Below are 22,322 nucleotides of genomic sequence, written 5' to 3'. Positions count from 1 at the left end.
ATGCAAGAACTTAAAACCGATATCCTGGTGATCGGGGCCGGGTCGGGTGGCTTGTCTGTTGCGGCCGGTGCCAGCCAAATGGGCGCCGATGTGATCTTGCTGGAAGGCCACAAGATGGGCGGAGACTGCCTGAACTTTGGCTGCGTTCCGTCCAAGGCGCTGATTGCCAGCGGTAAGGCGGCCTATGGGCAGGCGCATGCTGCGGCGCTGGGCGTGGCGGACGTGGTGCCGCAGGTGGATTACGCAGCCGCCAAGGACCACGTGCATGACGTGATTGCACAGATCGAACCGATGGACAGTCAGGAGCGGTTCGAGGGATTCGGCGTCAAGGTGATCCGCGAATTCGGCAGTTTTGTCTCTTCGACCCAGGTGCAGGCGGGTGACTACCTGATCACTGCGCGCCGGGTTGTGATTGCAACCGGTTCGTCGCCTTTGGTGCCGCCGATCCCGGGGCTGGATCAGGTGCCGTTCTATACAAACGAAACCATCTTCGACCTGCGGGACAAGCCGGAACACCTGCTGATCATCGGCGGCGGCCCTATCGGCATGGAAATGGCGCAGGCCCACATCCGGCTAGGTTGCAAAGTCACGGTGATCGAAGGGATGCAGGCGCTGGGCAAAGACGACCCTGAGGCGGCCGAGATCGTGCTGGATACGCTGCGCGCCGAGGGCGTGGAAATCCACGAAAACGCGATGGTGGCTCAGATTCGGGACAACAATGGCGCTGTTGAGGTCGTGACCGAGAAGGGCGAGATTTACACAGGCTCGCATCTGTTGCTGGCAGCCGGACGCAAGGCCAATACAGACCGCCTGAACCTGCAGGCAGCCGGGATTGAACCGACCCGCACCGGGATCAAGGTGGATGACACGCTGCGCACTACAAACCGCAAAGTGTATGCGATCGGAGACGTCGCGGGTGGACTGCAGTTCACGCATGTGGCCGGATACCACGCTGGAATTATTATCCGCTCTGCCTTGTTCGGGCTGCCCTCTAAGGCAAAGACCGCGCATATTCCTTGGGCAACCTATACGGACCCCGAACTGGCGCAGGTTGGCCTAACCGAAGCTCAGGCCCGTGAACAACATGGCGACAACGTCGAAGTTGCGCGGTTTGATTATCACCACAATGACCGGGCGATTTCCGAACGGAAAACCAAGGGTTTTATCAAGGTCATGGTGGTAAAGGGCCGACCGGTTGGGGCTACAATCGTGGGGCATCAGGCCGGAGAACTGATCAACTTGTGGTCACTGGCATTGGCCAATAACCTCAAAATGGGCCAGATCGCCGCGATGGTTTCACCCTATCCGACGATCGGAGAGCTTAACAAAAGGGTCGCGGGTGCCTATTTCTCGCCAAGGCTGTTTGAGAATCAGACGGTTAAACGCGTGGTCAGGTTCGTCCAGCGCTGGCTGCCCTGATCAGGAAGGGAGAGCAGATTGAACTCGCTGTCGGGCCGATTTTTGATCCTGACGACGGTCTTCGTGATGTTGGCCGAGATTTTGATCTTTGTTCCTTCCATCGCGCGGTTTCGCGAAGACTTCCTGCTGAACAGACTTGAACGCGCCCAGATCGCCTCACTGGCTTTGCTGGCGGACGACATGTTGGCAGAAGATCTCGAGGCTGAGTTGCTGGCCAATGCGGGCGTCTACAACGTGGTATTGCGCCGCGATGAGGTACGACAACTTATGCTGTCCTCCGCCATCCCCGAACAGGTTACGATGACTTACGATTTGCGGGATGCCGGGCCCTTGGTGTTGATCCGTGATGCGCTTGCACGTCTGTTTACCCCGGAAAACGAGGTTATTCGCGTGATCGGTGAGCCGGTCAAAGGGGCCGGTTTGCTGATTGAGGTTACAATTGACAGCATGCCGCTGCGCATGGCGATGACCGACTATGGCCTTCGCATTCTGGGCCTGTCATTTGTGATTTCCATCATCACCGCGTTTTTTCTGTTCCTTGCTGTCCGGGTCGTTCTGGTCAAGCCGATCAAAAGCGTCGTGGGCTATATGCAGCGCTATGCCGGGGCACCCGAAGACGCGCGGGGGATCATCTCACCCAATTCCAAGGTGACCGAACTCCGCGAGGCGGAAGAGGCGTTGCAGCAGTTGCAGACGGAACTGACCCAGGCGCTGAAACAACGTGAACGTCTGGCGCAGTTGGGCGGTGCGGTGGCAAAGGTCAGCCACGACCTGAGAAATATTCTGACGTCGGCCCAACTGTTCACCGACCGGATCGAAACCAGCGATGATCCATTGGTGCGGCGGATGGCGCCCAAACTTGTGAACTCGATAACCCGCGCGGTGTCCTTGTGCGAAAGCACGTTGGCATTCGGACGCGCGGAAGAGCCCGCGCCGACCCTGACCATGGTGCCCCTGCGCGACATCGCCGAAGACGTTGTGGCCAGTGAACAGTTGGCCGTCGCGGATGCCTGCGTCGAGATCGTGAACGAGGTGCCCAAAGACCTCGTGGCCCGAGCGGACCCCGAGCAAATATTCCGTGTAATGATGAACCTTGTCCGCAACGCGCGCCAGGCACTTGTCGCGTCCGGCAAACCCGGCAGGATCACCATCGCGGGCTGTGAGCATGACACCAACTGGTGCATCGAGATCAGTGACAATGGCCCCGGGTTGCCCCCGAAAGCGCGCGAAAACCTGTTCACTCCGTTCCAGGGTGGGGTCCGCAAAGGCGGTTCCGGTTTGGGGCTTGCGATCTCACAAGAACTGGTGCGCGGGCACGGTGGCGATCTTGTGCTGGCGGAAACTGGGCCCGAAGGAACAACCTTCGAAATCAGGCTTCCCCGCGGCGCTGGGACTTTTTAAAACTTTTTTGAAGAATCGACTTGCACGTCCCGAACGCCGGGTCTACATACCGCCTCACCAACGCGGACCGATAGCTCAGCTGGATAGAGTACTTGACTACGAATCAAGGGGTCGGGGGTTCGAATCCTCCTCGGTCCGCCATTGGTATCCATGTAGGGCGACACATAGTTCTGCCACCAGCGACAGAACCTTACCATTTTCGCCTCAATTCCTTCATCCAGCACCTAGACCGATTTCAATGATCCTGACTTCCCTTTCGGAAAATCAGAGCTGATTTGCAGATCAGAAGCCGAAGGCGCCTGTTCTTGCTGATCTGCTACGTGGCGAACGCGGATGGGGGCGAGGCAATGCTATTCGACAATAGTGGTGCGGCCCGCAGGCGCAGCCGAGGACACGGTGTTGCCTAATAGGGTTGCCCGAGGGGGAAGGTGGTGCCTTACCCCTGATGGCCTGAGGCGTTTGGCTTGTCCAAATTCCGCTGACCAAAAAGCGAGCGCGGAGTGGCAGCTTGCACAGTTACTATCTACAATCAAGCAAACCTCGTCAGATGAGGTCAAATGGGGTGAGGAACAGACTATCGCCGTAGTTGTGACGATCGTTTCCATCAGGCGCAAAAGCAGACTTATAGCCGGCTGCCTGACAAAGCTTGAAGGTCCTTAGATTTGACATCCAAACGTCTAAATTTGACCCTTAACTGTTGGATTCCTGAGGTTGTATGGGCTTCCACGAACTATCGGATTCCGGTGGCGCTATGATAGATGGGTTGCTAACGTCCGTCTTGGAAATTGGCCAAAAGAGCCTCAAACCCCGTTTGAGAAGCACGCAGGAATTTAGAGTTAAAAGTAATGCAAATCCAAAGACTAAAGGTCAGGAACTTTCGATCAATTAAGTCTCAAGAAATCGATTTCCAAAACTACAATGTTTTTGTCGGCCCTAATAGCTCAGGCAAATCTACTTTCCTGCATGCACTAAATTTATTCTTTGGTGAAATTCGCAACTTCACAGAAGACGACTTTTGGAATCGGGACACTACGAAGCCAATCGAAATAACCGTAACTTTCTGCGACTTCTCAAAGGCCGCAGAAGATGTTTTTAAGCATTACATCCGACATGGGGCGATGACAGTTACTGCGCAAGTTGTTCGTAGTGGAGAGAGCGGTTTCCAACTAACCATGTTGGGGGAGCGGCTCGTCAACCCAGATTTCGCAAAGTTCTTTGATTTACCAAAGTCGCCTGTCAGCAAACGAAAAGAGATGTACGAGACCCTTCAACGGAAATTCGAAGGTCTACCTAAAGAGAGCTCTGGCGCGGCCATGGAAGCCGCGCTTCGAAAGTTCGAAGAAGCAATGCCGGAGAACGAAAAGGAAGTGCTGCGAAGCGCCGATGAGTTTTTTGGCGTCAGCAAAGGGTCGGACAGATTTAGGCAATTTATTACTTGGGTCTACGTTCCAGCCGTCAAGGACGCATCCACTGAGTCGGAAGAAGGAAAGAACACCCATCTTGGGCAACTGATCCAGCACACTGTTCGCTCATCAATGAACTACGAAGAAGAGCTTGCTAAAATCAGAGCCGATGCCAGGGCACGCTACGACCTACTGCTTCAGGAGCAACAGCACCACCTACGCGGCCTCCAAGACAGGCTTGGCGAGCGGTTGAAGGGTAGTGTTACATCAGATGCCGGTATCGAGCTCAAATGGCGTTCAGATGACAAATCGGTTGCTGTTAATGAACCAAGCGCCGCCGTCCAATTGGAAGACAAAGGGTTCAAGGGGGACGTCGGTAAGTTTGGGCATGGTCTTCAACGAGCTTTCTTACTCGTGATCTTGCAAGAGTTGCTGCGCTCGGCGAGCGATGAAACACCAACGCTTATTCTCGGTTGTGAAGAGCCAGAGCTATATCAACACCCGCCTCAAGCGCGGCACCTAGCGTCGGTTCTCTCCCAACTTTCCAAGGGTCAAGCACAAATCATCCTAACCACTCATAGCCCGTATTTTGTTGATGTAAGTTCGCTGACCGGACTGCGAAAAACCCAAAATCACAAGGGTTTCACGGAAACGCATGGTGGCAGCATCGAGTCGATCACCGAAGCATACAACACTCATTTCGATGATGCAGAAAGAAAGATCGAGGCATTGCGTGCGAAGCTCAGCATTCAGATGCAACCCAAAACCAATGAGATTTTCTTCTCCGACTACGTGGTACTCGTAGAGGGCGTATCCGACCAAGCGTGCATATTCTCATATCTCTCGCTCTCTGATAAGTTGAAAACATTCCAAAGGCGAGGCTGCAACATCATTGAAGCAGGCGGGAAAAGTCCAATTATAATGCTGCAGTTGCTCGCTCAGCAGTTTGCTATCCCATACTATCTGGTCTTTGATTGCGACGGTCAGGAGCAAGACGCTGGAAAGCGTACTCGCCATAGCAAGGATAATCTGACAGCTTTTGGGCTAGTGGGGCACGAAACCACTAACGCCTTTCCCCAAGACGATATCTACAATGAGCGGTTCACTGCGTGGAAAACAAACATCGAAGACGCGATGGACGAAGATCTAGGAGCATTACGAGAAGAGTGCTTGGAAGCCGGTAGACGCGCAGCCGGTCATCTTAAGGACTGCCGAAAGAATCCCATTTTCATAGCTGCTATGATGCAGGTCGCTTGGGATAAAGGGTGTAGGTTCGAACGGCTGGGAACGATGGTCGACAAAATCATAGATGGCAGCTTGCTCCAAACGGTTTCAAATCTTCCGAGCGAAAAAAGGTAATGCGAAAGCGCTTAACCCAATTACCGTTTGGGTATTAAACCTTCTTGGACAGATGCAAATGTGAACCGTCATATGAAAACCGTCAAAGACCAAAAGAAATTTGAACGCTTGCAAGCACAGGGTCCCTACGCCGATCTTGCTCTCCACACTATCGGTTGGAAGGCCTTTCAAGACATGGCCGCTCAGGTCTGTGAAGAGCGATTGAAAACAAGAGTTACGATCCACCACGAGGCGAAAGATGGTGGTCAGGATGCTGTATTCCTCATTTCTAATTCGCGAAAAAAAACACCACCTACGGGCACAGTCCAAGTCAAGTTTTCGTCTGACCCGAAAGGCAGCCTGACTCTGTCGGATTTAACCCCGGAGCTTGAGAAGCTTGAAGAACTCGTTTCCGCTGGTGAAGCGGACAGCTACATCTTCATAACGAACATGTCGGTATCAGGCCCGAATGCGAAACTGATCCGAAACAAGCTACGTGATTACGGAGTTACCAAACCTGAGGTTTGGGGAAAACAGCAGATCGTCCAAACCATCCGCGAAAGCGCAAAGCTTCGCGCTCTGGTTCCACAAGTGTACGGACTAGGTGATCTGACCACTATTCTGGACGTGCGTGCGATCGAGCAAACCAAGGTGATCTTAAGAACGTGGTTACCCAAGCTTAAGACCTATGTACCGACCAAATCGCACGACCGCGCTGTCCGAATTCTGGACGAACACGGTTTAGTTCTGTTGCTCGGGAACCCGGCGAGCGGAAAGTCTACTATCGGTGCGATATTGTCTACAATGGCAATCGAAGACGATGAGCATTCAGTGATTCAAGTTTCATCTCCGGAAGAGTTTGTAAGCCACTGGAACCCCGACCAAAAAAATCGGTTCTTCTGGATTGATGATGCTTTCGGCTCGAACGTTATGGACACCACCCATGTTCAGGCATGGGCGCGGGAATTTCCTAAGGTCTCTGCAGCTATCACAGGTGGCAACCGCTTTCTGTTCACGTCGCGCAGCTACATCTATCGGGCTGCCGCGACTAGGCTCGGATCTAGGAATATGCCGCTCTTTAAAACGGAAGCCGCCGTCGTTAATGTCGGTGAATTATCAAGCGATGAGAAACGCCAAATTCTCTATAATCACGTCAAACATGGAGAACAGGCGGAAGCTTGGAAAGAGAAGGCGAAACGGTATTTAAATGCCGTTGCACAGGTGAAAGATTTTTTGCCAGGTATCTCAGAGCGGCTCGGTAACCCGAACTTCACAAAAAAGCTGAACTTAACGGAAGACGCGTTATGCGATTTCATGGCAAAACCTCAAGAGCACCTTATCGAGGTTATCAATGAACTGGAATCTGAGCAGTTTGCCGCACTAGTTTTGATCTATGTCCATCGTGGCTGGGTGGACTTGAACGAACTAGACCGTGACGCAGTTTCAGCTCTTGTGGAAACAACGGGTCATAGCGAATCCGGAATCCTCGCACGGCTGCCCGAGTTAGAGGGCTCCTTCACAAAAGTAGTGTCGGAAGCGTCCGATCGGGTCTGGGGGTTTGATCATCCGACAATCGCGGATGCGATCACAGCCATATTGGACACTCTGCCAAACATGACGACGGCAATAGTCCGTGGCGGGCCGATTGAGAAAGTTATGGGCCAATTCGTCTGTGAGAACGGTCCTGCCACGGTAAACGCGGCCAAAATCCCAGCTTCGCTCAACGATGTATTGAATCGCAGACTGAAAGAGGTGCCGAACAACTGGCGAACCAACAGTATCCTTTTTGAGTTCCTGTCATCCCGTGCGAGCGATGATGTCGTTGAGCACCAGTTTAAAGAACATGATGGCCTGATGGGTCGGATGGTGTTTTCTTCGTCTCGAGCCAGCAATAGCGCTAAAAACCGGGCGGCAGCCCGTGCTTATATGCTGGGCGCGCTAAGCGATTTCGACCGATCAGAGATTTCACGCAAGCTTATTCAATGCGCTACAGACGAGTTCGACCTATCCTGGGTCGAAGATGATGATCTATTGTCACTTGTAGGACCTCGCATGCTCTTGTCTTTGGGAGCTGTGTTATCGTCCAAAGTTGTGGATGGCTTCGAGGAGGTGCTCGACGGTAAACGCAATGACATCGATCTGGAATTTGATATCGAGGATCAGTACGATGTCATTTCTTCTGGTTTGCATATACTCGAAAACCTCCTTGTCGAAAGCGGTTTCGCTAAGATTGACAGTATTGTTGAGTCAGCTGGCTATCTGCTTCGAGAAGAGATCAATGAAGTCCTTCAAGAACAAGAAGAACACCGCGCCGAGCAAGAGGACGATGGTGATTGGGATGTGTTTTCGCCTACCAATTCCGCACTGACCGAGCGCGACGAGTCGTCGGAACCAAGCCAAAGATCAATCTTTGAGGATGTGGATAGCGCGTAGAGATACTGATTTCTTCTGTAACTTGGTTGATTTTTCTGGAACGACTAGCCGTTGACGCACGTCTCGTCTTGATGAGCAGCACTGTGGCATCAGACAAACTGGCCAATTACCGGTATACCTCAAAGACGACTGCCTTGCTCGTCCATCTTGCGAGCGCGAGACAAAACTCGCTGCACTTCGCCTCTAATTGGCCGAAATTCGAATTTTTCACCAAGCAGAATGCAAATGCCATGCTTCGGATCAACAAGCTTGAAGATATGCCCGATGGCTTCGTCTGCGAGCGTCTGATCGTCCACTAGCGGGCTTGGAAAAAAGTACCCCGCGCGATCTTCTAGAAGAAAGCGGTCAAGATCTTCATCGAAGTGCTCAAATGCATTTCGCAACTTGCGCCATCTCAAAGGTGATTTTTCATCAAGCGTGAAGGCGTTTCGCAATCTGTCACCGCGTGCGGCCGCAAGTACGTTTTTCTCGGTTTTCATTGGCCAGAAAAAGCGAGATAGCGCGCCCGCGTGAGTCAAAGCCTCTTGAATAGTCGCGAAAACCAACTCTGGCGACTGGCCTGCGGCAACAGATTCATCAAAACGCTCGAAAGCCAACTCTGAACGTTCCGCGGCATAGATGATTGAGTGGATGTAGAACGCTTCGTATACGGGATAGATGCCGTGGTACTCTATTGCGATCAAAGTCTCTCGCTCCTTGCGTACATCTTCATCCAAGTTTGACATGTAGACACTCCTGTTAGCCTAGGGCCGTCTGATACTATCAATGTGAATACGGTGATGATCTGCAAGTATGGCAAGCCTTGGGCTTTACACTCGCGACGAATGGACGCTCAGATGGTGCGCAATGCGGAAACGGTTAGTTAAGGCGAACGGCAGCAATGGATCGCGATAGGCGAGAACGGAATTCCTAACAGGCAAGGGCGTTCCAATCCTAGCATTCCACCTACGACTAGCCTAACAGTTCGTCATGTTATTCAAAGACTTTGACCAAACCGACTGGACGAAAAGACTATCAACTGCTCTTTCCAAGCTCGAACGAGCACAGAGACCGTTTTTGGATTGGTACTTCAGTGCAACTGGTTACACACGGATTGTTCGAAACGGTCGTGATGAGACGCCGTATCCCAGTGAAGCCATCCAGAAGCTATACGATGATGCCTTATTCGAGGCTCGGTACAAAAATACTGAGAACTTCAAGAAGCTGAAGGCAGCAATAGACCCGGTTCGTGGGGTCCTTAGATATCATCCCACACTTTCGCGCACTTTGGGCAATAACCTCGGTAGAGACGAGTTTCAGGTTGGGATCTTGAACCACACCTCTATGACGACTCTGAGCCAGTTGATAGTTGGTCTCATGGAGGCGCAAGATGAAAGCTCAAATGATCCCTTTCTCAGACCTGCAAGCGATTTGAACACTATCCTGAAACTTGCAATTCAGAATAGCGACGGTGAAACCCAACCCTATTTGGGTAAAGCGATAGACGTCGCTTTGTATCATGGCGTTTTTGTAGAAAACACAGTTGAACTTGGGGAAGGATACTCACTTGTCCCTTTCGAACAGTTGCAGGAACACATTGAACCCGAATGGCTGACGGAAGTTGCCGCGAAGCAAGTCAATTGGCGGCGACTGGAGGCCGTATTTGGGATTGCTCGCCAGTTTTCTTGGAAACCCAGATTTGGAGACTTGCACAATCCCCCTCGTTTTCAAACACGAAACCTTCCTCCTCTCTTTCATCGTTGGGCGACGGAGTTTGCCAATCTACTTTCAATTACCCTGAGCCAACGTGTCTCGTGGCTAGCCACATTCGAAGGATGTATTCCGCGTCGTGCAAGCGGTTTACTCGGTTCGCACCACGATTCAGCTCAAACCCATAGTGGCCGTTCAATAAGCCACCTTTTCTCTGCGTTTGATGAGATTGAGGCCGTCGATATTGGGCAGATCCTGTCAGTCAAAGACCTATTCGCACGGAGGAGGGAAACCGAGTATCCAGAAATGGCGGCCATAATCCAAAGGCTTGCTGAATCCCATCGGCGCGACGGACGGTTTTCTACTGAGGACAAAATACTGGACTTGGCGATTGTGTTTGAGCGCTTGTTCAAACCTCGCGGACGCTCGCTAAGTCGAGATCTTGAGAAAGCAGCAGCCGACCTCTTGGCAACAAATGATGTGGACAAGGCATCCATTAGAGAGAAGATGAGGCACTTCTACAAGGTCCGTTCGGCTATCGTTCATGGCCCAAGTGATAACAAACGCAGACGCCTAATCAGTCAGGCCGGGCAGGCGTGGGAGGACGGGGAACCGATAGCCCGCGCTGCAATTTTGAAACGTATCCATTGAGCAAATTCCACGAATGGGCGGCTAACAGCTTCGTCGGCACCATAGCAGCACAACTCTTCACCGTCAGCTTTGTTCGAGCTGCACTGCAGCTAAGGTTAATATGTCCTGCGTCCGCAAAGGGCCGAACCAGGAGTTTTTTTGGTCTGCTAGGATACCCCTGAGACGCATACGAAAAACCTACGGTGGCTGTGATGGTTTTGAGAGTTTTCTCGGTCGACCTTTATAACCCACGATCAGCTTTTCGTCCTCAAGCAGACGCAGCGCCGTTTGCCAATGGATTGTGAATTTTCGCGCCACCCTGTTGATTACTGGGGTCTCCGTCCAAATACGGCGCAGCTTATGTTTTGGGACATTGGGTCTGCGAACCCCGCGCTTCACCTCAAAGCCGCGTTCCTTAAAGAGTTTGGACAGCGTTGCTGGCTTCATCCCGTTTGCATTGGCAATATCTGAACAGGCCTTTCCCCTTTCATATTGCCTATAGAGGCGTTGAACATAGTCGACGCCAAGCAAATCCAGGAGCCGTCGCACAACCAACGGGCTAATTCCGAGCCGCTCAGCAAATTCCTTATGGGATTTGCTAAGTTTAAGTAGAGCTAGGAGTTTGCGGCGCAGGTATGGCTGCCACGCATTTGGCGTCTCTCTCACGAAAATAGTCGGAACTCGGCCGCACTTTATTTCGACTACTGTGTTCAAGCCTTACCCAGTTCCTTCAACGTCAGATACCTCAATTTGCGTCTCTTGGCGCAAAGCCATCGGCGTTTCAGCAGCTTAGCTGATTGTCTTTCGACATGGCATTGAAAATTTGAGGCATTAATGTGCAACATATTGCTAATAAACAATAAAAATGACACCTGTAAGTTCATTTGTTAGGTTTCGGTAACCGGAATCAGTCGGAACATTTGACATGACAGGGAATCTGATTGTCGATCTCGCCAAACATGAGCAGATCAAGTGTGACCTTAGACTCAAGGGCAGTTCACTGGCTAAGCTAAGCCGAGACATCGGTCGTTCAATCAGTTCGGTGTCTACTGTGTCTCAAGGATACAGGCGCTCCGATTATGTTCAGAAAGCCATAGCAGAGAAGCTTGGGACCACTCCCGAGGCTCTGTGGCCGGAACGTTATAGACAACGGAGGTGCCCAAAGATGAGCTAGTAACAATTTCATAGGAAGAAAAGAAAAAGGCCTCGCAAGCCACTACACCGCGAGACCCCTTATTCTGTATCGATACGTAACCGATACACCTTCTTCCCCCGCCATGATCTCAAAGTCAACTGTTTCGTCGTCGTCTATTGGCGATGAGATGGTTTGGCTTTGCCCAAAGAACACCAAAAGAGGGTAGAGAGGCACGATCGGCCCAAGCTGGTCGGCGCTCCATATCACAGACATGAAAGATGAAGAGTTCACATTAACGGGCGAGATGTCGCCTGAGCCCAGCCTTGCAACACGGGGTATTCCAAGGAGGTCGACACATAGCTCCAGAGGCGGAGCTGTTATGCAATTGCCTGGGCAGATTCGTCCGAGGATCGTTCAATATGAAAGTAAGCTGGAACAGCGGGTGTTTTTCCTGGTGCTGGCTAATCCTGCAGTGGCAAACTTGTGGGAGCAGCCACAATTCATCAGCTACCGCGATCAATCAGGCAATCGCAAAACCCACTTCATTGACTTTTTGGTTGAGCTAAAAAGCGGTCGCCGATTGGCCATAGCGGTGAAGCCGTGGAAGGTGGTGTTGGAGAAGAATTTCTTACGCGAGCTTCAGCAGATTCGCGCGGCTATGAGCAAGGACTTTGCCGATGACATTGTGTTGGTGACGGAGCGCGATTTCACCCGCGCAGAGGCCCTCAACGCACAACGTTTCGTTGAGTTCTCAAAGGCGCGAAATTCAGAGCATCAGGCTCATCTCAAATCCATCATCCGTGACGTTTGTTTTCCAGTAACGGTCGACGAGCTGTGCCAGTTGTTGGCGCTCGGAGGCGCAGGGTTCAGGAGCATCGTGATCGCGGTCTTTGAAAACGTTCTAACGGCCGACAGAAAGCACCTGATTGATCTCGACACTTTGCTTTCGAAGGGAGGTGCAAAATGAACCTGCCTTTCAGAGTAAGTGTCTTTGGCCTTCTGACGGTAGATGGTCGGAAGTACAAATTAGACCGGAAAACAGACTTTGGTTACCACTTCGAAGATTTTGATGAGACTGGCCGGAACCTGTCTCTCACATTCGACGAATTTGCCGACCTCCTTCAAAGGCCTGATGTGACCTTTGATCCCGGGTATTTTCTGCCTGAACGCCAGGACGTGCGAATGAGTGCGGGTGTTGAAACAATAGCAAGCTTGCCAGATGACGTGAGATCCGAAGTAGTCTGGCGCTTCTCATGGGTAGACGGGTTCTATCAATTCGAGCGTATCGATGAAGCGAAACGGACAGATTTCTCCCTTCAGAGCGTCATTCCTTCCATCGAAGCCCATGTGAACAAACAGGCGCGTGCGGCCCAAAGCAATTGGAGGAACCCGAGGGCCGGAAAGAAGAACGTTTATCGGGACCCACCCAGTCCAAGAACCTTAAGAGAATGGGTGAAACGATACGAGAAAGCAGGCGGCTCTCCGCTTGGTTTGATCCCGGGCACACATAGATCCGGCAACCGGACTGCGCGGTTCTGCCTCGAGGCTTCGAGATTGCTGGGCGAATGCCTCGAAGCCTATTTGACCCGAAAAAGATTAACCAAGAAGAACGTCGCTGATGTGTGCCGAGACCGGTTTAAGGCCGTAAACGAGCAACGAATGGTGGAGGGCAAGCCGGAACTCACAATTCCGTCGCGGCGGAAAGTTGAGCGAGCAATTTCTGAGCTTGATCCGTATTACACATGTGTCCAAAGGCATGGCGTCGACTACGCCAATCGCAAGTTCGCACTCTATGAGGAAGGTGTAACAGCCAGCTACCCAATGGAGCGTGTTGAGATCGATGAATGGTGCGTTGATCTGATCACGATACTCGCCGAGCGCGGAGCCCTGGACCATCTGAACCCTGAAGAGCTCGCCAAGCTGAACCGTGGGCGTCGTTGGCTCTATCTCGCGATCGACTGTGCTACGCGATGTGTGGTGGGCATGCGACTGGCGGAAAAGCCTAATTGCCAAGACGCCATGGCTCTTTTGTCTGACATCACACGCGACAAAACGGACCTTGCGATAGCGGCTGGCTGCAAGTCGACCTGGCATCACTACGGCGGGTTGAGTTCCCTGGTGACCGATCTTGGCGTTGCTTTTGTGGACGATGCGTTTCGAAGTGCGGTCTTTGATGCGCATGGGGTTGTTGAGACGCCTCGCGGCGGGCTACCACGTTTACGGGGGCGAGTGGAGCGGATCTTTCGAACCTTTGGGACGGCCCTGATGCCGCTTCTCGCCGGTCGCACATTTTCTGATCCTAAAGAGCGAGGAGACTATCCTTCGGAAGAGATGGCCTCTCTTTCAGATGATGTGTTGATGGAAATCCTCATCAGGTTCGTTGTGGACGTGTATCACAACATGCCGCACCGCGGGCTGAATGGCGAAACCCCCAATAATTGCTGGAAACGCCTCGCCGAGAAAATGGGTATTGTCCCCCAGCTCGCGGAAACCACCCGACGCAGAGCCTTTGGTGTGGGATATCGCCGACGCGTCTTTGGCAAAGGAGTGAGGCTGTTTGGCATCGACTACACCTGCCAGGCACTGCGTGAGTTTTATGTGCACGACCGCCGCCGTCACGTTCATATCAAAGTTGACCTGAACGACCTCGGTTGGATCATGGTTCAGATCGGAAAAGAATGGTTTGCGGCGCGGGCTCTGCAGAAGTGCTTCGATGGAGCGTCTTATGAGCATTGGGAAGCGACCGCGCGTCAGTTGCGGCTGAAGCACAAGGCCGAGGCCGTGCTTCCGGAGAAGATCGTCTCTGACGCATTGCAAGCCATCATTCAAAAGAACTCAGAAGAAGAGCGCCGGTTCGGGGCTGTTTTGAAGCGTCAGACACCTGCTGGGCTTAGACGAGCCAGGGAAGATCTGTTCCTTGGTTTGAGCATCGAAACGGATGATCCTGAAGGCTTTGACCTTCCGCCAGAGCCAGATCTATTCGGCCATGTCATCCCGTCATTGGACGAAGGAGAAGACACCACCGAGGACACAGCTGACCAGGGACAAAGCCCCACTGGGGATCGTGCCAGAACTTCGAAATGGAGGATTGAAGATGACTGATCTCCCTGACAATCCATCTGATGAGATTGACGCTCAGATTGCGCGCCTTCGAGACATGTTCGTTTCACACCAGGTATTCCACGATTTCAAACTTGTTTTTGATCGCCATCTCCGCCGAAGAAGGGCGGCTATCCGATTGGGTAGCCGAAGCGAGGCGCGTGGTCTTGCTCTGATCGGGGCGTCCGGCAGTGGGAAATCCACTCTCGCAGACCGCTTGTTTGACAATCATACGGACCTGATCCTGCCAACGGAGGGACAGGATGTGGCGGAAGTGATCCGGCTACTGGTGCCGTCACCAGCGACGCTAAAGAATGTTGGTACGACGATCCTGTCCGGTTTGGGATATCCGCTCGCTCGGGACAAATCGGTTGGGATCATCTGGACGCAGGTGCGTCAGTTTCTCCAACTGCGAAGGACCCTGTTTGTGCATCTGGACGAGGCTCAGGACCTCTACATCAGCAAAGGCGTCAAAACCCGAAATGATGTGGTGAACACCCTGAAATCGCTTATGAACGATAAGGACTGGCCGGTTGGTCTTGTTCTGTCTGGCACGCCCGATCTGATCGAGATGATCAATTCTGATGTTCAGCTTAAAAGGCGCATAGATGTTGTGCACTTGGGTGCAGTGAGCTGGATATCCCACGAACCCGAGATCACAGAGATCTTTACTGAGTTCGTTCGGAAGTCTGGTCTGATACCTTCCATTGAACTTCAACAGAGAGAGTTTCTTAAGCGGCTGGTTCACGCAGGTGGCAATGAGTTTGGAATGATCATCGAAATGTGTCTGAGTGGGATAGAAGAGGCGCTATACGACGGAGAAGCCCAGCTCCGACTTGGACATTTTGCAGAAGCATTCCGGCGCAAGTCGGGGTGTATACCTGCTTTCAACCCATTCCTTGCAGAAGACTTCCTGAGCATAGATGTCAGGATCATCATGGGCTGGTTGGATCACGGCGACCCCTCGTTGGACGGAGGTTTACAGTGACACGACAACTCGCTCTGACTCTGCCTCATCATCACATGGAGACGCCTGCTTCCTATGTCGCCCGGCTGTCACGTCGCAATCTTAGTGTTACGAGGGAGTTCTGTTCAGATCTGGGTCTGAGATGGCCCCATATCTGCTCGGCTCATCCGGATCAGCTGGAGCGGCTGTCACAACTGGCTGGGGTGCCACTTGAAGCGTTGGAGTTGGCGGCGGCCAGATTGGTTGGCCCCTGTCGGTACCGCGTCGGGCATTCCTTTGCCACCACACGTTCGTTCCGCCGGGCTACCACCCGAATCTGTCCGAAGTGTATTGTGGATGTCATTGATGGGTCGGGTCCTGAGAGCGCGTTTCAACTTCTTGAGTGGTTGGTGCTGTCGATCGGGACCTGTGCCAAACATGGCGTACCGTTGCTCCAGCTCCCCAACGCATCGCATGCGCATCTCACCTACGACGTGGTTGAGCAAGTGACGCGTCACCAGGATCTGATCTTTGAAGCCGCTCAAGACGCAACAAAGCTTGGGCGATCCTCGTTTGAAACCTACCTGAGCCGCCGAATTGAGTTTGGGGTCGCTGATGACTGGTTGGACTCGCTGGAGCTAACGCATCTTCATCAGGCCGCTCTGACATTAGGTATGGCGATTGTCATGGACTGCGGCGTCGGCCGCTCGGATTTGGACTTCGAAAAAGAGCGTACTTGCATGTCGGCTGGTTTCGAGGTTTTGAAGAGTGGGCCGGAAGCCCTGAAATCTGAGTTGGAGCGTGCCAGGCGCCGGTCTTCCGCCAAGCGGTCCTATTTCACGACAGATATGGGCGAATTCTACACCTGGCTTAAGGAAACTGAAGAGGACCCGGCGACAGCAGTCCTCAGGGCTTGTGTGCAGGATTTTGTGCGTGAAAACTATCCGCTGCAGACCGGCGCAAAAGTTCTGGGTACGGAAATCTCAGCGCCCAAACTCATCACGCTTGAACGCGCACGGGAGCTACATGGGGTTGGCGAGGTTCGGGTGCGAGGTATTCTCGCCCATCTTCGCGGTATAAATGCGAGCGACCTGTCATACATGAAAGATGTCAGCCATGAGGATCTGGCTGCCGTGCTCGACTTCTGGTCTGGGTTGCAGAATACCAAATCCACCGCGGTCCAGCTGAATATCCATCCGGTCCATGTTAAGGCACTGATCCGGCATAATGTTCTGGAAGCCTATCGCTTTGGAACGTCTCTGCGCTATGTTCCATCGTCCTCGGTACAGACCTTGCTGACTAGGCTTGAAGGCCTGCGCATTGCCTCTCGGGCCCGTCATAGGTTGCCCCTCTCGGAGTACAGTCGACAGAGCAGGGTGGCCCTGGCTCGCGTTGTCGCCGATTGGGCAGCAGGCCGACTGACCGGCGTTTGGAGAGATCCCGACGTAGAGGGGTTGGCTGGAATTCTTATAGACTGCGCTGAGATCCTGGAGAAATCGGAGCGCGTGTTTTCCGGCGACCTGTCGCTTCTGGATGCGGCGGCGCGCTTGAGAATTAGCATCGGGTCAATCCGACTATTGCGAGATGATGGATACCTAAATCAGATAAAACTGCGAAACCCAGACACACAGCACTATCGTTACTACATCACTGAAGAGAGTATTCAGGCTTTTGAAAAACACTATGTAACGCTGGGCCAAATGGCAGAGCAGTTTGAGATCGCCGCGATCCATTTGGGTCCGGCACTGGATCGCAGAGAAGTTGAGACAATCCCCTGCGAGGCTGGGTTTGTTCGTGCGTACCCGAACGAGACACGGGACGTGGTTCGGGAAATGACGATGGGGGGCAAAACTTCGATCCAAACAAACTGTCTCCACGACAGTTGGAACCAAGATAAGCAGGCGGCGGAGAAAGGTTGATGCTCCGCCACACATGCTCATCGGTAAAAGTGGCGGTCTATCGATTGGGGCAACTACGTTGAACTGCTGTACTGCGAGGTAGAGAAACATGACTAGCAGTCGAAGAAATCTTACTGAACGGCTTCAACCAATATGGGAGGCCGTAGGCAAGCTGGGCGCGAATAGTCCCGAGCTTAATCTAAGGGCCTATCTCGATGAGTTGTGGAGCGAAGACGAAACAACTACTGTTTCTTTGGGGACTGGAAAGGGTCTCGCCCGACGAGACGAAAAAATTGCGGAAGATCTTGAGGCCCAATTCAAGATGATTGCGGTCGCCTATGCCACTGGAGAATTGGATGAGATCGACCGCGTAGTTAACTATCTAGCGTTCATACGTCGCATGAAAAAGCAGGGTGTTTACGAAATTGGACAATGGAGCGATGAGGACCCAGATGGGTGACGATGTAACTAGAAGGTGGTTCACGTAACACCCGTTCCGCAATGTCCAATGGCTTTTGTCTGAGATCTTCCCTCCGAGCACTCAAAACCTGACATTTAGGCGGGACGCGGCGAAGGACTCGAAGGAGCCCAAACCGCTGAATGCCGCGCAAGGAATGAACGTGTGCGAAGCGTGCAGAGCGGACACTGCCATGGCGAGGCCAGCCCGAAGCAGCCATTGAATTCAGCGCTTTTCACCAGGGGTTGTTGAAGGCGACAGTTCAGGGCGGCCGCCTGAATGGTTGCTCTCAGCTTCGCCCCAAAGCCAATCCAAGAATGCTATTGCTCCTGCTGAGAGAGAGGCTTTCTGGAAGACGACATAGTAGCCTGACGTTTCCACCCAAACATCCGACACTCTGACCAGAGTTCCGGCTTCTATTTCCGGGATGACCAGATCATCCCACAAAGCCACCCCCTGACCGTCAACAACTGCTTGAACCCGGCTGTTGGAGTCCGGGATTGTCAGGCTTGACCGGCTGGGTTCATAGGGAAGCCCAGCCGTATCATGCCACTCCCGCCAGCCCGCATCGCCAGAGCTATCGCCAAGCAATGGAAGCTTGCGTACTGCATCTGCAAGTCCCATCGCCTCAATTTGGCCGGCGACAGCCCGGTTGGCAGTGGGGACTGCAGGACAGGGTATAAGAAGTTCGCTTTTGTAGTTCGCCCAGCCGCCGAGCCCCCAGAGGATTGCCAGATCCACTCTGGCGGTCTCCAGCATCTCGACGGAGTTGATCGGTTCAATCCTCAAACTGACGCCCGGATTGGCCTCAAAAAAGCGCGTGAGCCGTGGGGAGAGCCAGCGGGAAGAAAAGTAGGTCAGCGCGCCAATGTTCACCGTAGCCGACGAGACGCCGCGCAGATCCGAGATTTCCCGGTCAATCTGGCTCAGAGCGGACTGGGATACATGCCACAACCTGCGCCCGGCCTCAGTCAGGGTCAGTTTGGCGTTGCCTCTTTCAAACAGCTGAAACCCAAGATCTCTCTCGAGCTTGTTGATCTGATAGCTGACCGATCCTTTGGACTGATGCACCTCTTCGGCCGCCGCCGTCATCGAGAGCCTGCGGGCGACAACATCAAAGGTCTTCAAGGCGTCATAGGAACGAAAGCGCATCTCATCTGTCTAATATTTTCGAACGGACTGTGCAATTCATTGGGTTTGCGCCAACCATATTGGCCGGGATAGGCCTAATGTAATGCGTGGAGACCGTACGCCACCAGGCAGGCACCCGCAGGTGTCAAACAATTCCAAACGGTGAACATCATGAATGCCGATCTTTCCCAATTCCGTTTCGTGGCAAAAGCTCTGCCCAACAAGGGCGCGCGTCCACGCGAACTGGCGCGGACCATGCCCGCCCATCCGCTCAGCTACATGGAGCTGCCCTACGACCCGGAATACACGCTTTACAACTCTCGCCTGACGCCGGAAGCATTGAGCACGGCCTCGGATGACGAGATGTACTGGGCCGTGCGCACCAACGTCATTTTCCGGCACACCGGTGAACTGCCGATCGAGATCAGCGGCCCTGACGCCGAAACCCTGCTGAACAAGATCTTCACCCGCAGCGTCAGCAAAGTGAAACCAGGACGCTGCTCCTATCAGTTTGCCTGCTATCACGATGGCGGCATGATCACCGATGGAGTGCTGTTGCGGCTTGCGGAAGATAGGTTCTGGATGGCGCAGGCGGATGGCGACCTGTTCAGCTGGTACAAGGCGCATGCCCAGGGCCTGGATGTGAAAATCCACGACCCGAATGTTTGGGTCAGCCAAATCCAGGGTCCACGCTCGCTGGAACTGCTGGCAGCTGTGCTTGACGGACCGATGCCGGACCCATTCCGCTACTTTGATTGTGCTGAGGTTTCAATTGCAGGCCAGACCTGCTGGATCAGCCGATCAGGTTTCACCAACGAGCTGGGTTGGGAGGTCTATCTGTTGCCTGATACGGATGTCCCTGCCATCGGCGACAAGATCATGGAGGTTGGCGCGGCATTCGATATCCTGCTGACCGGCACACCTGTTTTTCGCGCCCGGAGGATCGAGGCCGGCCTGCTGAATGCCGGATCCGATTTCGGAGCGGAGACCACACCTTTCGACGCTGGCCTTGGCGCATTCGTTGAGTTCGATGACCGCGACTTTATCGGCCGCGAGGCTCTGGAAGCCTCCGACAAATCCTGCCGTACCTGGGGGATGCGTGTGACTGGTGGTGTGGCGCAGCTTGGACGCGTCATGACAATTGATGGCAGGCCCGTCGGCCGTGTTTGTTCCTCGGGCTATTCGCCCTATCAGGGCTGCGGTGTCTGCATCGTGCGCATGGACGACCCTGCGCAAGGTCCGGGTGCGCGGGTCGATGTACTCTGCGCCGATGGGTCCACCCAGAGCGGTGAGCTCTGCACCCTGCCTATGTATGACGCCGAGCGCCTGATCCCGCGCGGCAAGTTGGTGGATATTCCAACCAAACCGAATGCAGCATAGTGACCTTCATGCCCGGCGTTTCAACACCACGCATCGGGAGTTGCGAACCAGAGGCGGCTTCGGCCGTCTCCACGCGCTTTGCATTTCTACTGTTGAGGTCGTTTTCTTCTTTGGATCTTTGTGCTGCGCTGGACGTGTTGAATGAAGCTAACCAGTTTGACCAGACGCCCAGATATTCGTGGTCTCTGTTCAGTGAAGACGGAAACGCTGTGTTGGCGTCTAACGGTTTGTCCATGAATGTGGATGGTCCGATGATGCCGGTCAGCAGAAGAGACACGGTGATCGTGCTGGGAGGCAATGAATACGTCGACGCATCTACTTTGCCAGTTCTGGCCTGGTTGCGAAGTGTTTCCCGGAAAGGTTCGCGCATAGGCGCGGTGGGAAGCGCTGTCTTCACCTTGGCCAAAGCCGGGATAGTTTCAAACGAACCGGTAACTGCTCACTGGAGGTACAGGGGGGTAATTGCCGAACATTGCCCAGATTTGGAGTTAGAGCAGAACATCTTCTGTATTGGCGAAAAAAGCCTGACCTGTGCTGGAGGGGCTGCGACTTTGGATATGATGTTGCAGCTGATCACTGAAAACAGTGGTAGCTGTATAGCCAGCTGGGTGGCAGACAGGCTTGTTTGCGGCTCTTATAGAACTGGGCAAGAAGAGCAGTCGGTTGCTGAATTCCTGCATACCGGAGAGCGAAATGCCAAGCTCGCAAGCGCAATCGGATTTATGCGGTCGAACTTGGAGGAACCTATTCCAGTTCAAGAAGTAGCTGCCTCGGTTGGTATTTCCGTGCGGCAGCTTGAACGTCTCTTCAAGGCGTTTTTATCTACAAGCCCAAAAGCATTCTACAGAAAACTAAGGCTGGAACATGCGCGGCGTTTGCTTCATCAAACATCGTTGCCAATCATCGAAATTTCCATTGCCAGCGGCTTTAGCAGCCAATCCCATTTTTCCAGACTTTATCGCAGGCACTTCGGCGTCTCCCCATATCAGGATGCTGCAATCTCGTTGGGCAACAGGTCCAGGAATCTATGAAGTGCCGGGTTGCATGCTTCCTTGAGCCAAACCGCCGAAATATCGACAACTTTTCCCACATCCCGGATGCGCACAGCGCTGAGCCCGGCCCGGCGCGCACGCACAACGTTCTCTGGATAAATCAGGACACCCATGCCCAGCAGCACAAACGTAAAGAACTCATCCCGGAGATATGCGACCTGCCCGGTCTTTGGGACAAATCCCCGTTCGATGCAAAGATCCCTAACAAGGTTGGTGAATGGAAGCCAAGGCGTGTCACCGATCAGAAAAGTCTCATCACGCAACTCCACCAGATCAATCGTGTCGCGCGAGGCCAGAGGATGATGATCGGGCAGAACGACGGCGAGCCCTTCGCTCGAAATCGGCTGGCAGTTGAGAACCGGCGGCACATGCCCCATGAAATGCCAGATGAACGCGATATCGACCTGCCCATTCAGAACCAGTTCAATCTGGCGAGGGCTTGGATAGAACCGGACACCGATCTTGACCCTTGGCTGTTGCCGCCGGAAGGTCTCTATGGTTTCCGGCAGCTGACCGAGAATGGCAAAATCTGTGTAGGTGATGGAAAGGCTTCCGCGCTGCCCTTCGGCTACATCCCGGGCATTGCTTGCGATCTGATCGACCAGGTCAAAGAGCTCTCCAAGGCGTTCGTAAAACGCTTGACCGGCTTTGGTCATTTCCACCGTCTGGGTGGATCTATCCAAAAGCGAAAAACCAAGTTCGGCTTCCAGCGATTGAATGGTCTTGGACAAGGCGGGTTGCGACGTATTCAGAACCTCTGCCGCTTTCCGGAAGCCGCCGCTTTCGACGATGGTTTTGAACACCAGAAATTGGCGCAGAGTGAGATTCAAGCTGATATCTCCAAGTTATCACCTGATGGCGCATTGATATTATTCAAAGCGATCAGACCGTGCAATGATCTTGCTGTACCA

General features: G+C 53.3%; 16 protein-coding genes and 1 tRNA gene. 13 read left to right on the top strand and 4 right to left on the bottom strand.

Going from position 1 to position 22,322, the window contains the following annotated elements:
- The 5 genes from J7416_RS21290 (at position 1) to J7416_RS21270 (ending at position 7,994) form a co-directional block, all read left to right on the top strand.
- Positions 1-1,419, top strand: coding sequence for an FAD-dependent oxidoreductase (locus tag J7416_RS21290; RefSeq protein WP_209227661.1), 1,419 nt, complete (start codon positions 1-3; stop codon positions 1,417-1,419).
- 18 nt (positions 1,420-1,437) lie between these two features.
- Entirely contained in the window at positions 1,438-2,820 is a 1,383-nt protein-coding gene (locus J7416_RS21285) for a HAMP domain-containing sensor histidine kinase (protein ID WP_247744415.1), read from the top strand.
- A 64-nt stretch (positions 2,821-2,884) separates the two neighbouring features.
- Positions 2,885-2,961 (top strand) — tRNA-Arg (locus J7416_RS21280).
- Between the two features lie 704 nt (positions 2,962-3,665).
- Complete coding sequence (locus tag J7416_RS21275) at positions 3,666-5,582, top strand: AAA family ATPase (protein ID WP_209227652.1); 1,917 nt, start codon at positions 3,666-3,668, stop codon at positions 5,580-5,582.
- Positions 5,583-5,654: 72 nt separating this feature from the next.
- Positions 5,655-7,994, top strand: coding sequence for a hypothetical protein (locus tag J7416_RS21270; protein ID WP_209227650.1), 2,340 nt, complete (start codon positions 5,655-5,657; stop codon positions 7,992-7,994).
- A 119-nt stretch (positions 7,995-8,113) separates the two neighbouring features.
- On the opposite strand, the gene J7416_RS21265 is transcribed toward J7416_RS21270, so the two are convergent.
- On the bottom strand, positions 8,114-8,719 hold the full coding sequence (locus J7416_RS21265; protein ID WP_209227649.1) for a hypothetical protein: 606 nt from the start codon (positions 8,717-8,719) through the stop codon (positions 8,114-8,116).
- A 244-nt stretch (positions 8,720-8,963) separates the two neighbouring features.
- On the opposite strand from J7416_RS21265, the gene J7416_RS21260 reads away from it, so the two are divergent.
- Positions 8,964-10,334: a HEPN domain-containing protein gene (locus J7416_RS21260; RefSeq protein ID WP_209227647.1), complete on the top strand. Its 1,371-nt coding sequence runs from the start codon at positions 8,964-8,966 to the stop codon at positions 10,332-10,334.
- Positions 10,335-10,511: 177 nt separating this feature from the next.
- On the opposite strand, the gene J7416_RS21255 is transcribed toward J7416_RS21260, so the two are convergent.
- Complete coding sequence (locus J7416_RS21255; protein WP_209227645.1) at positions 10,512-10,979, bottom strand: hypothetical protein; 468 nt, start codon at positions 10,977-10,979, stop codon at positions 10,512-10,514.
- Between the two features lie 848 nt (positions 10,980-11,827).
- Between J7416_RS21255 and J7416_RS21245 the strand changes: the two genes are divergently transcribed.
- From J7416_RS21245 to J7416_RS21225, 5 genes are all read left to right on the top strand, one after another.
- Positions 11,828-12,415, top strand: a complete 588-nt coding sequence (locus J7416_RS21245) for a TnsA endonuclease N-terminal domain-containing protein (protein ID WP_209227641.1) — start codon at positions 11,828-11,830, stop codon at positions 12,413-12,415.
- Positions 12,412-14,550 (top strand): Mu transposase C-terminal domain-containing protein, encoded by a 2,139-nt coding sequence (locus J7416_RS21240; RefSeq protein WP_209227639.1) that lies wholly within the window; start codon positions 12,412-12,414, stop codon positions 14,548-14,550. Before J7416_RS21245 ends, J7416_RS21240 begins: the two co-directional genes overlap by 4 nt.
- Positions 14,543-15,535 (top strand): ATP-binding protein, encoded by a 993-nt coding sequence (locus tag J7416_RS21235; RefSeq protein ID WP_209227637.1) that lies wholly within the window; start codon positions 14,543-14,545, stop codon positions 15,533-15,535. Before J7416_RS21240 ends, J7416_RS21235 begins: the two co-directional genes overlap by 8 nt.
- 35 nt (positions 15,536-15,570) lie before the next feature.
- Positions 15,571-17,412 carry a TniQ family protein gene (locus J7416_RS21230; protein WP_247744422.1) on the top strand — a complete coding sequence of 614 codons (1,842 nt, stop codon included), beginning with the start codon at positions 15,571-15,573 and terminating at the stop codon, positions 17,410-17,412.
- Between the two features lie 88 nt (positions 17,413-17,500).
- On the top strand, positions 17,501-17,851 hold the full coding sequence (locus J7416_RS21225) for a hypothetical protein (RefSeq protein WP_209227633.1): 351 nt from the start codon (positions 17,501-17,503) through the stop codon (positions 17,849-17,851).
- A gap of 222 nt (positions 17,852-18,073) precedes the next feature.
- Here J7416_RS21225 and J7416_RS21220 read toward each other — a convergent pair whose 3' ends face one another.
- Positions 18,074-19,000: a LysR substrate-binding domain-containing protein gene (locus J7416_RS21220; protein WP_209227631.1), complete on the bottom strand. Its 927-nt coding sequence runs from the start codon at positions 18,998-19,000 to the stop codon at positions 18,074-18,076.
- 150 nt (positions 19,001-19,150) lie between these two features.
- Between J7416_RS21220 and J7416_RS21215 the strand changes: the two genes are divergently transcribed.
- Together J7416_RS21215 and J7416_RS21210 are read left to right on the top strand one after the other, a co-directional pair.
- Positions 19,151-20,359, top strand: a complete 1,209-nt coding sequence (locus J7416_RS21215) for an aminomethyltransferase family protein (RefSeq protein ID WP_209227629.1) — start codon at positions 19,151-19,153, stop codon at positions 20,357-20,359.
- Positions 20,360-20,367: 8 nt separating this feature from the next.
- Complete coding sequence (locus tag J7416_RS21210; RefSeq protein WP_209227627.1) at positions 20,368-21,390, top strand: GlxA family transcriptional regulator; 1,023 nt, start codon at positions 20,368-20,370, stop codon at positions 21,388-21,390.
- Here the strand turns inward: J7416_RS21210 and J7416_RS21205 are convergent.
- Entirely contained in the window at positions 21,345-22,241 is an 897-nt protein-coding gene (locus tag J7416_RS21205; RefSeq protein WP_209227625.1) for a LysR family transcriptional regulator, read from the bottom strand. The genes J7416_RS21210 and J7416_RS21205 overlap by 46 nt on opposite strands.
- Between the last annotated feature and the right edge of the window lie 81 nt (positions 22,242-22,322).

It is taken from the genome of Ruegeria sp. R14_0, from assembly GCF_017743975.1.
Classification (GTDB): domain Bacteria; phylum Pseudomonadota; class Alphaproteobacteria; order Rhodobacterales; family Rhodobacteraceae; genus Ruegeria.
This window is presented reverse-complemented; position numbering and strand designations above follow the sequence as displayed.

Bases quoted from the DNA above. Each gene is read 5' to 3' on its own strand.
- J7416_RS21290 (WP_209227661.1), top strand. From the start codon at position 1: ATGCAAGAACTTAAAACCGATATCCTGGTGATCGGGGCCGGGTCGGGT.
- J7416_RS21275 (WP_209227652.1), top strand. From the start codon at position 3,666: ATGCAAATCCAAAGACTAAAGGTCAGGAACTTTCGATCAATTAAGTCT.
- J7416_RS21270 (WP_209227650.1), top strand. From the start codon at position 5,655: ATGAAAACCGTCAAAGACCAAAAGAAATTTGAACGCTTGCAAGCACAG.
- J7416_RS21265 (WP_209227649.1), bottom strand. From the start codon at position 8,719: ATGTCAAACTTGGATGAAGATGTACGCAAGGAGCGAGAGACTTTGATC.
- J7416_RS21260 (WP_209227647.1), top strand. From the start codon at position 8,964: ATGTTATTCAAAGACTTTGACCAAACCGACTGGACGAAAAGACTATCA.
- J7416_RS21245 (WP_209227641.1), top strand. From the start codon at position 11,828: ATGCAATTGCCTGGGCAGATTCGTCCGAGGATCGTTCAATATGAAAGT.
- J7416_RS21240 (WP_209227639.1), top strand. From the start codon at position 12,412: ATGAACCTGCCTTTCAGAGTAAGTGTCTTTGGCCTTCTGACGGTAGAT.
- J7416_RS21235 (WP_209227637.1), top strand. From the start codon at position 14,543: ATGACTGATCTCCCTGACAATCCATCTGATGAGATTGACGCTCAGATT.
- J7416_RS21230 (WP_247744422.1), top strand. From the start codon at position 15,571: ATGGAGACGCCTGCTTCCTATGTCGCCCGGCTGTCACGTCGCAATCTT.
- J7416_RS21225 (WP_209227633.1), top strand. From the start codon at position 17,501: ATGACTAGCAGTCGAAGAAATCTTACTGAACGGCTTCAACCAATATGG.
- J7416_RS21220 (WP_209227631.1), bottom strand. From the start codon at position 19,000: ATGCGCTTTCGTTCCTATGACGCCTTGAAGACCTTTGATGTTGTCGCC.
- J7416_RS21215 (WP_209227629.1), top strand. From the start codon at position 19,151: ATGAATGCCGATCTTTCCCAATTCCGTTTCGTGGCAAAAGCTCTGCCC.
- J7416_RS21210 (WP_209227627.1), top strand. From the start codon at position 20,368: ATGCCCGGCGTTTCAACACCACGCATCGGGAGTTGCGAACCAGAGGCG.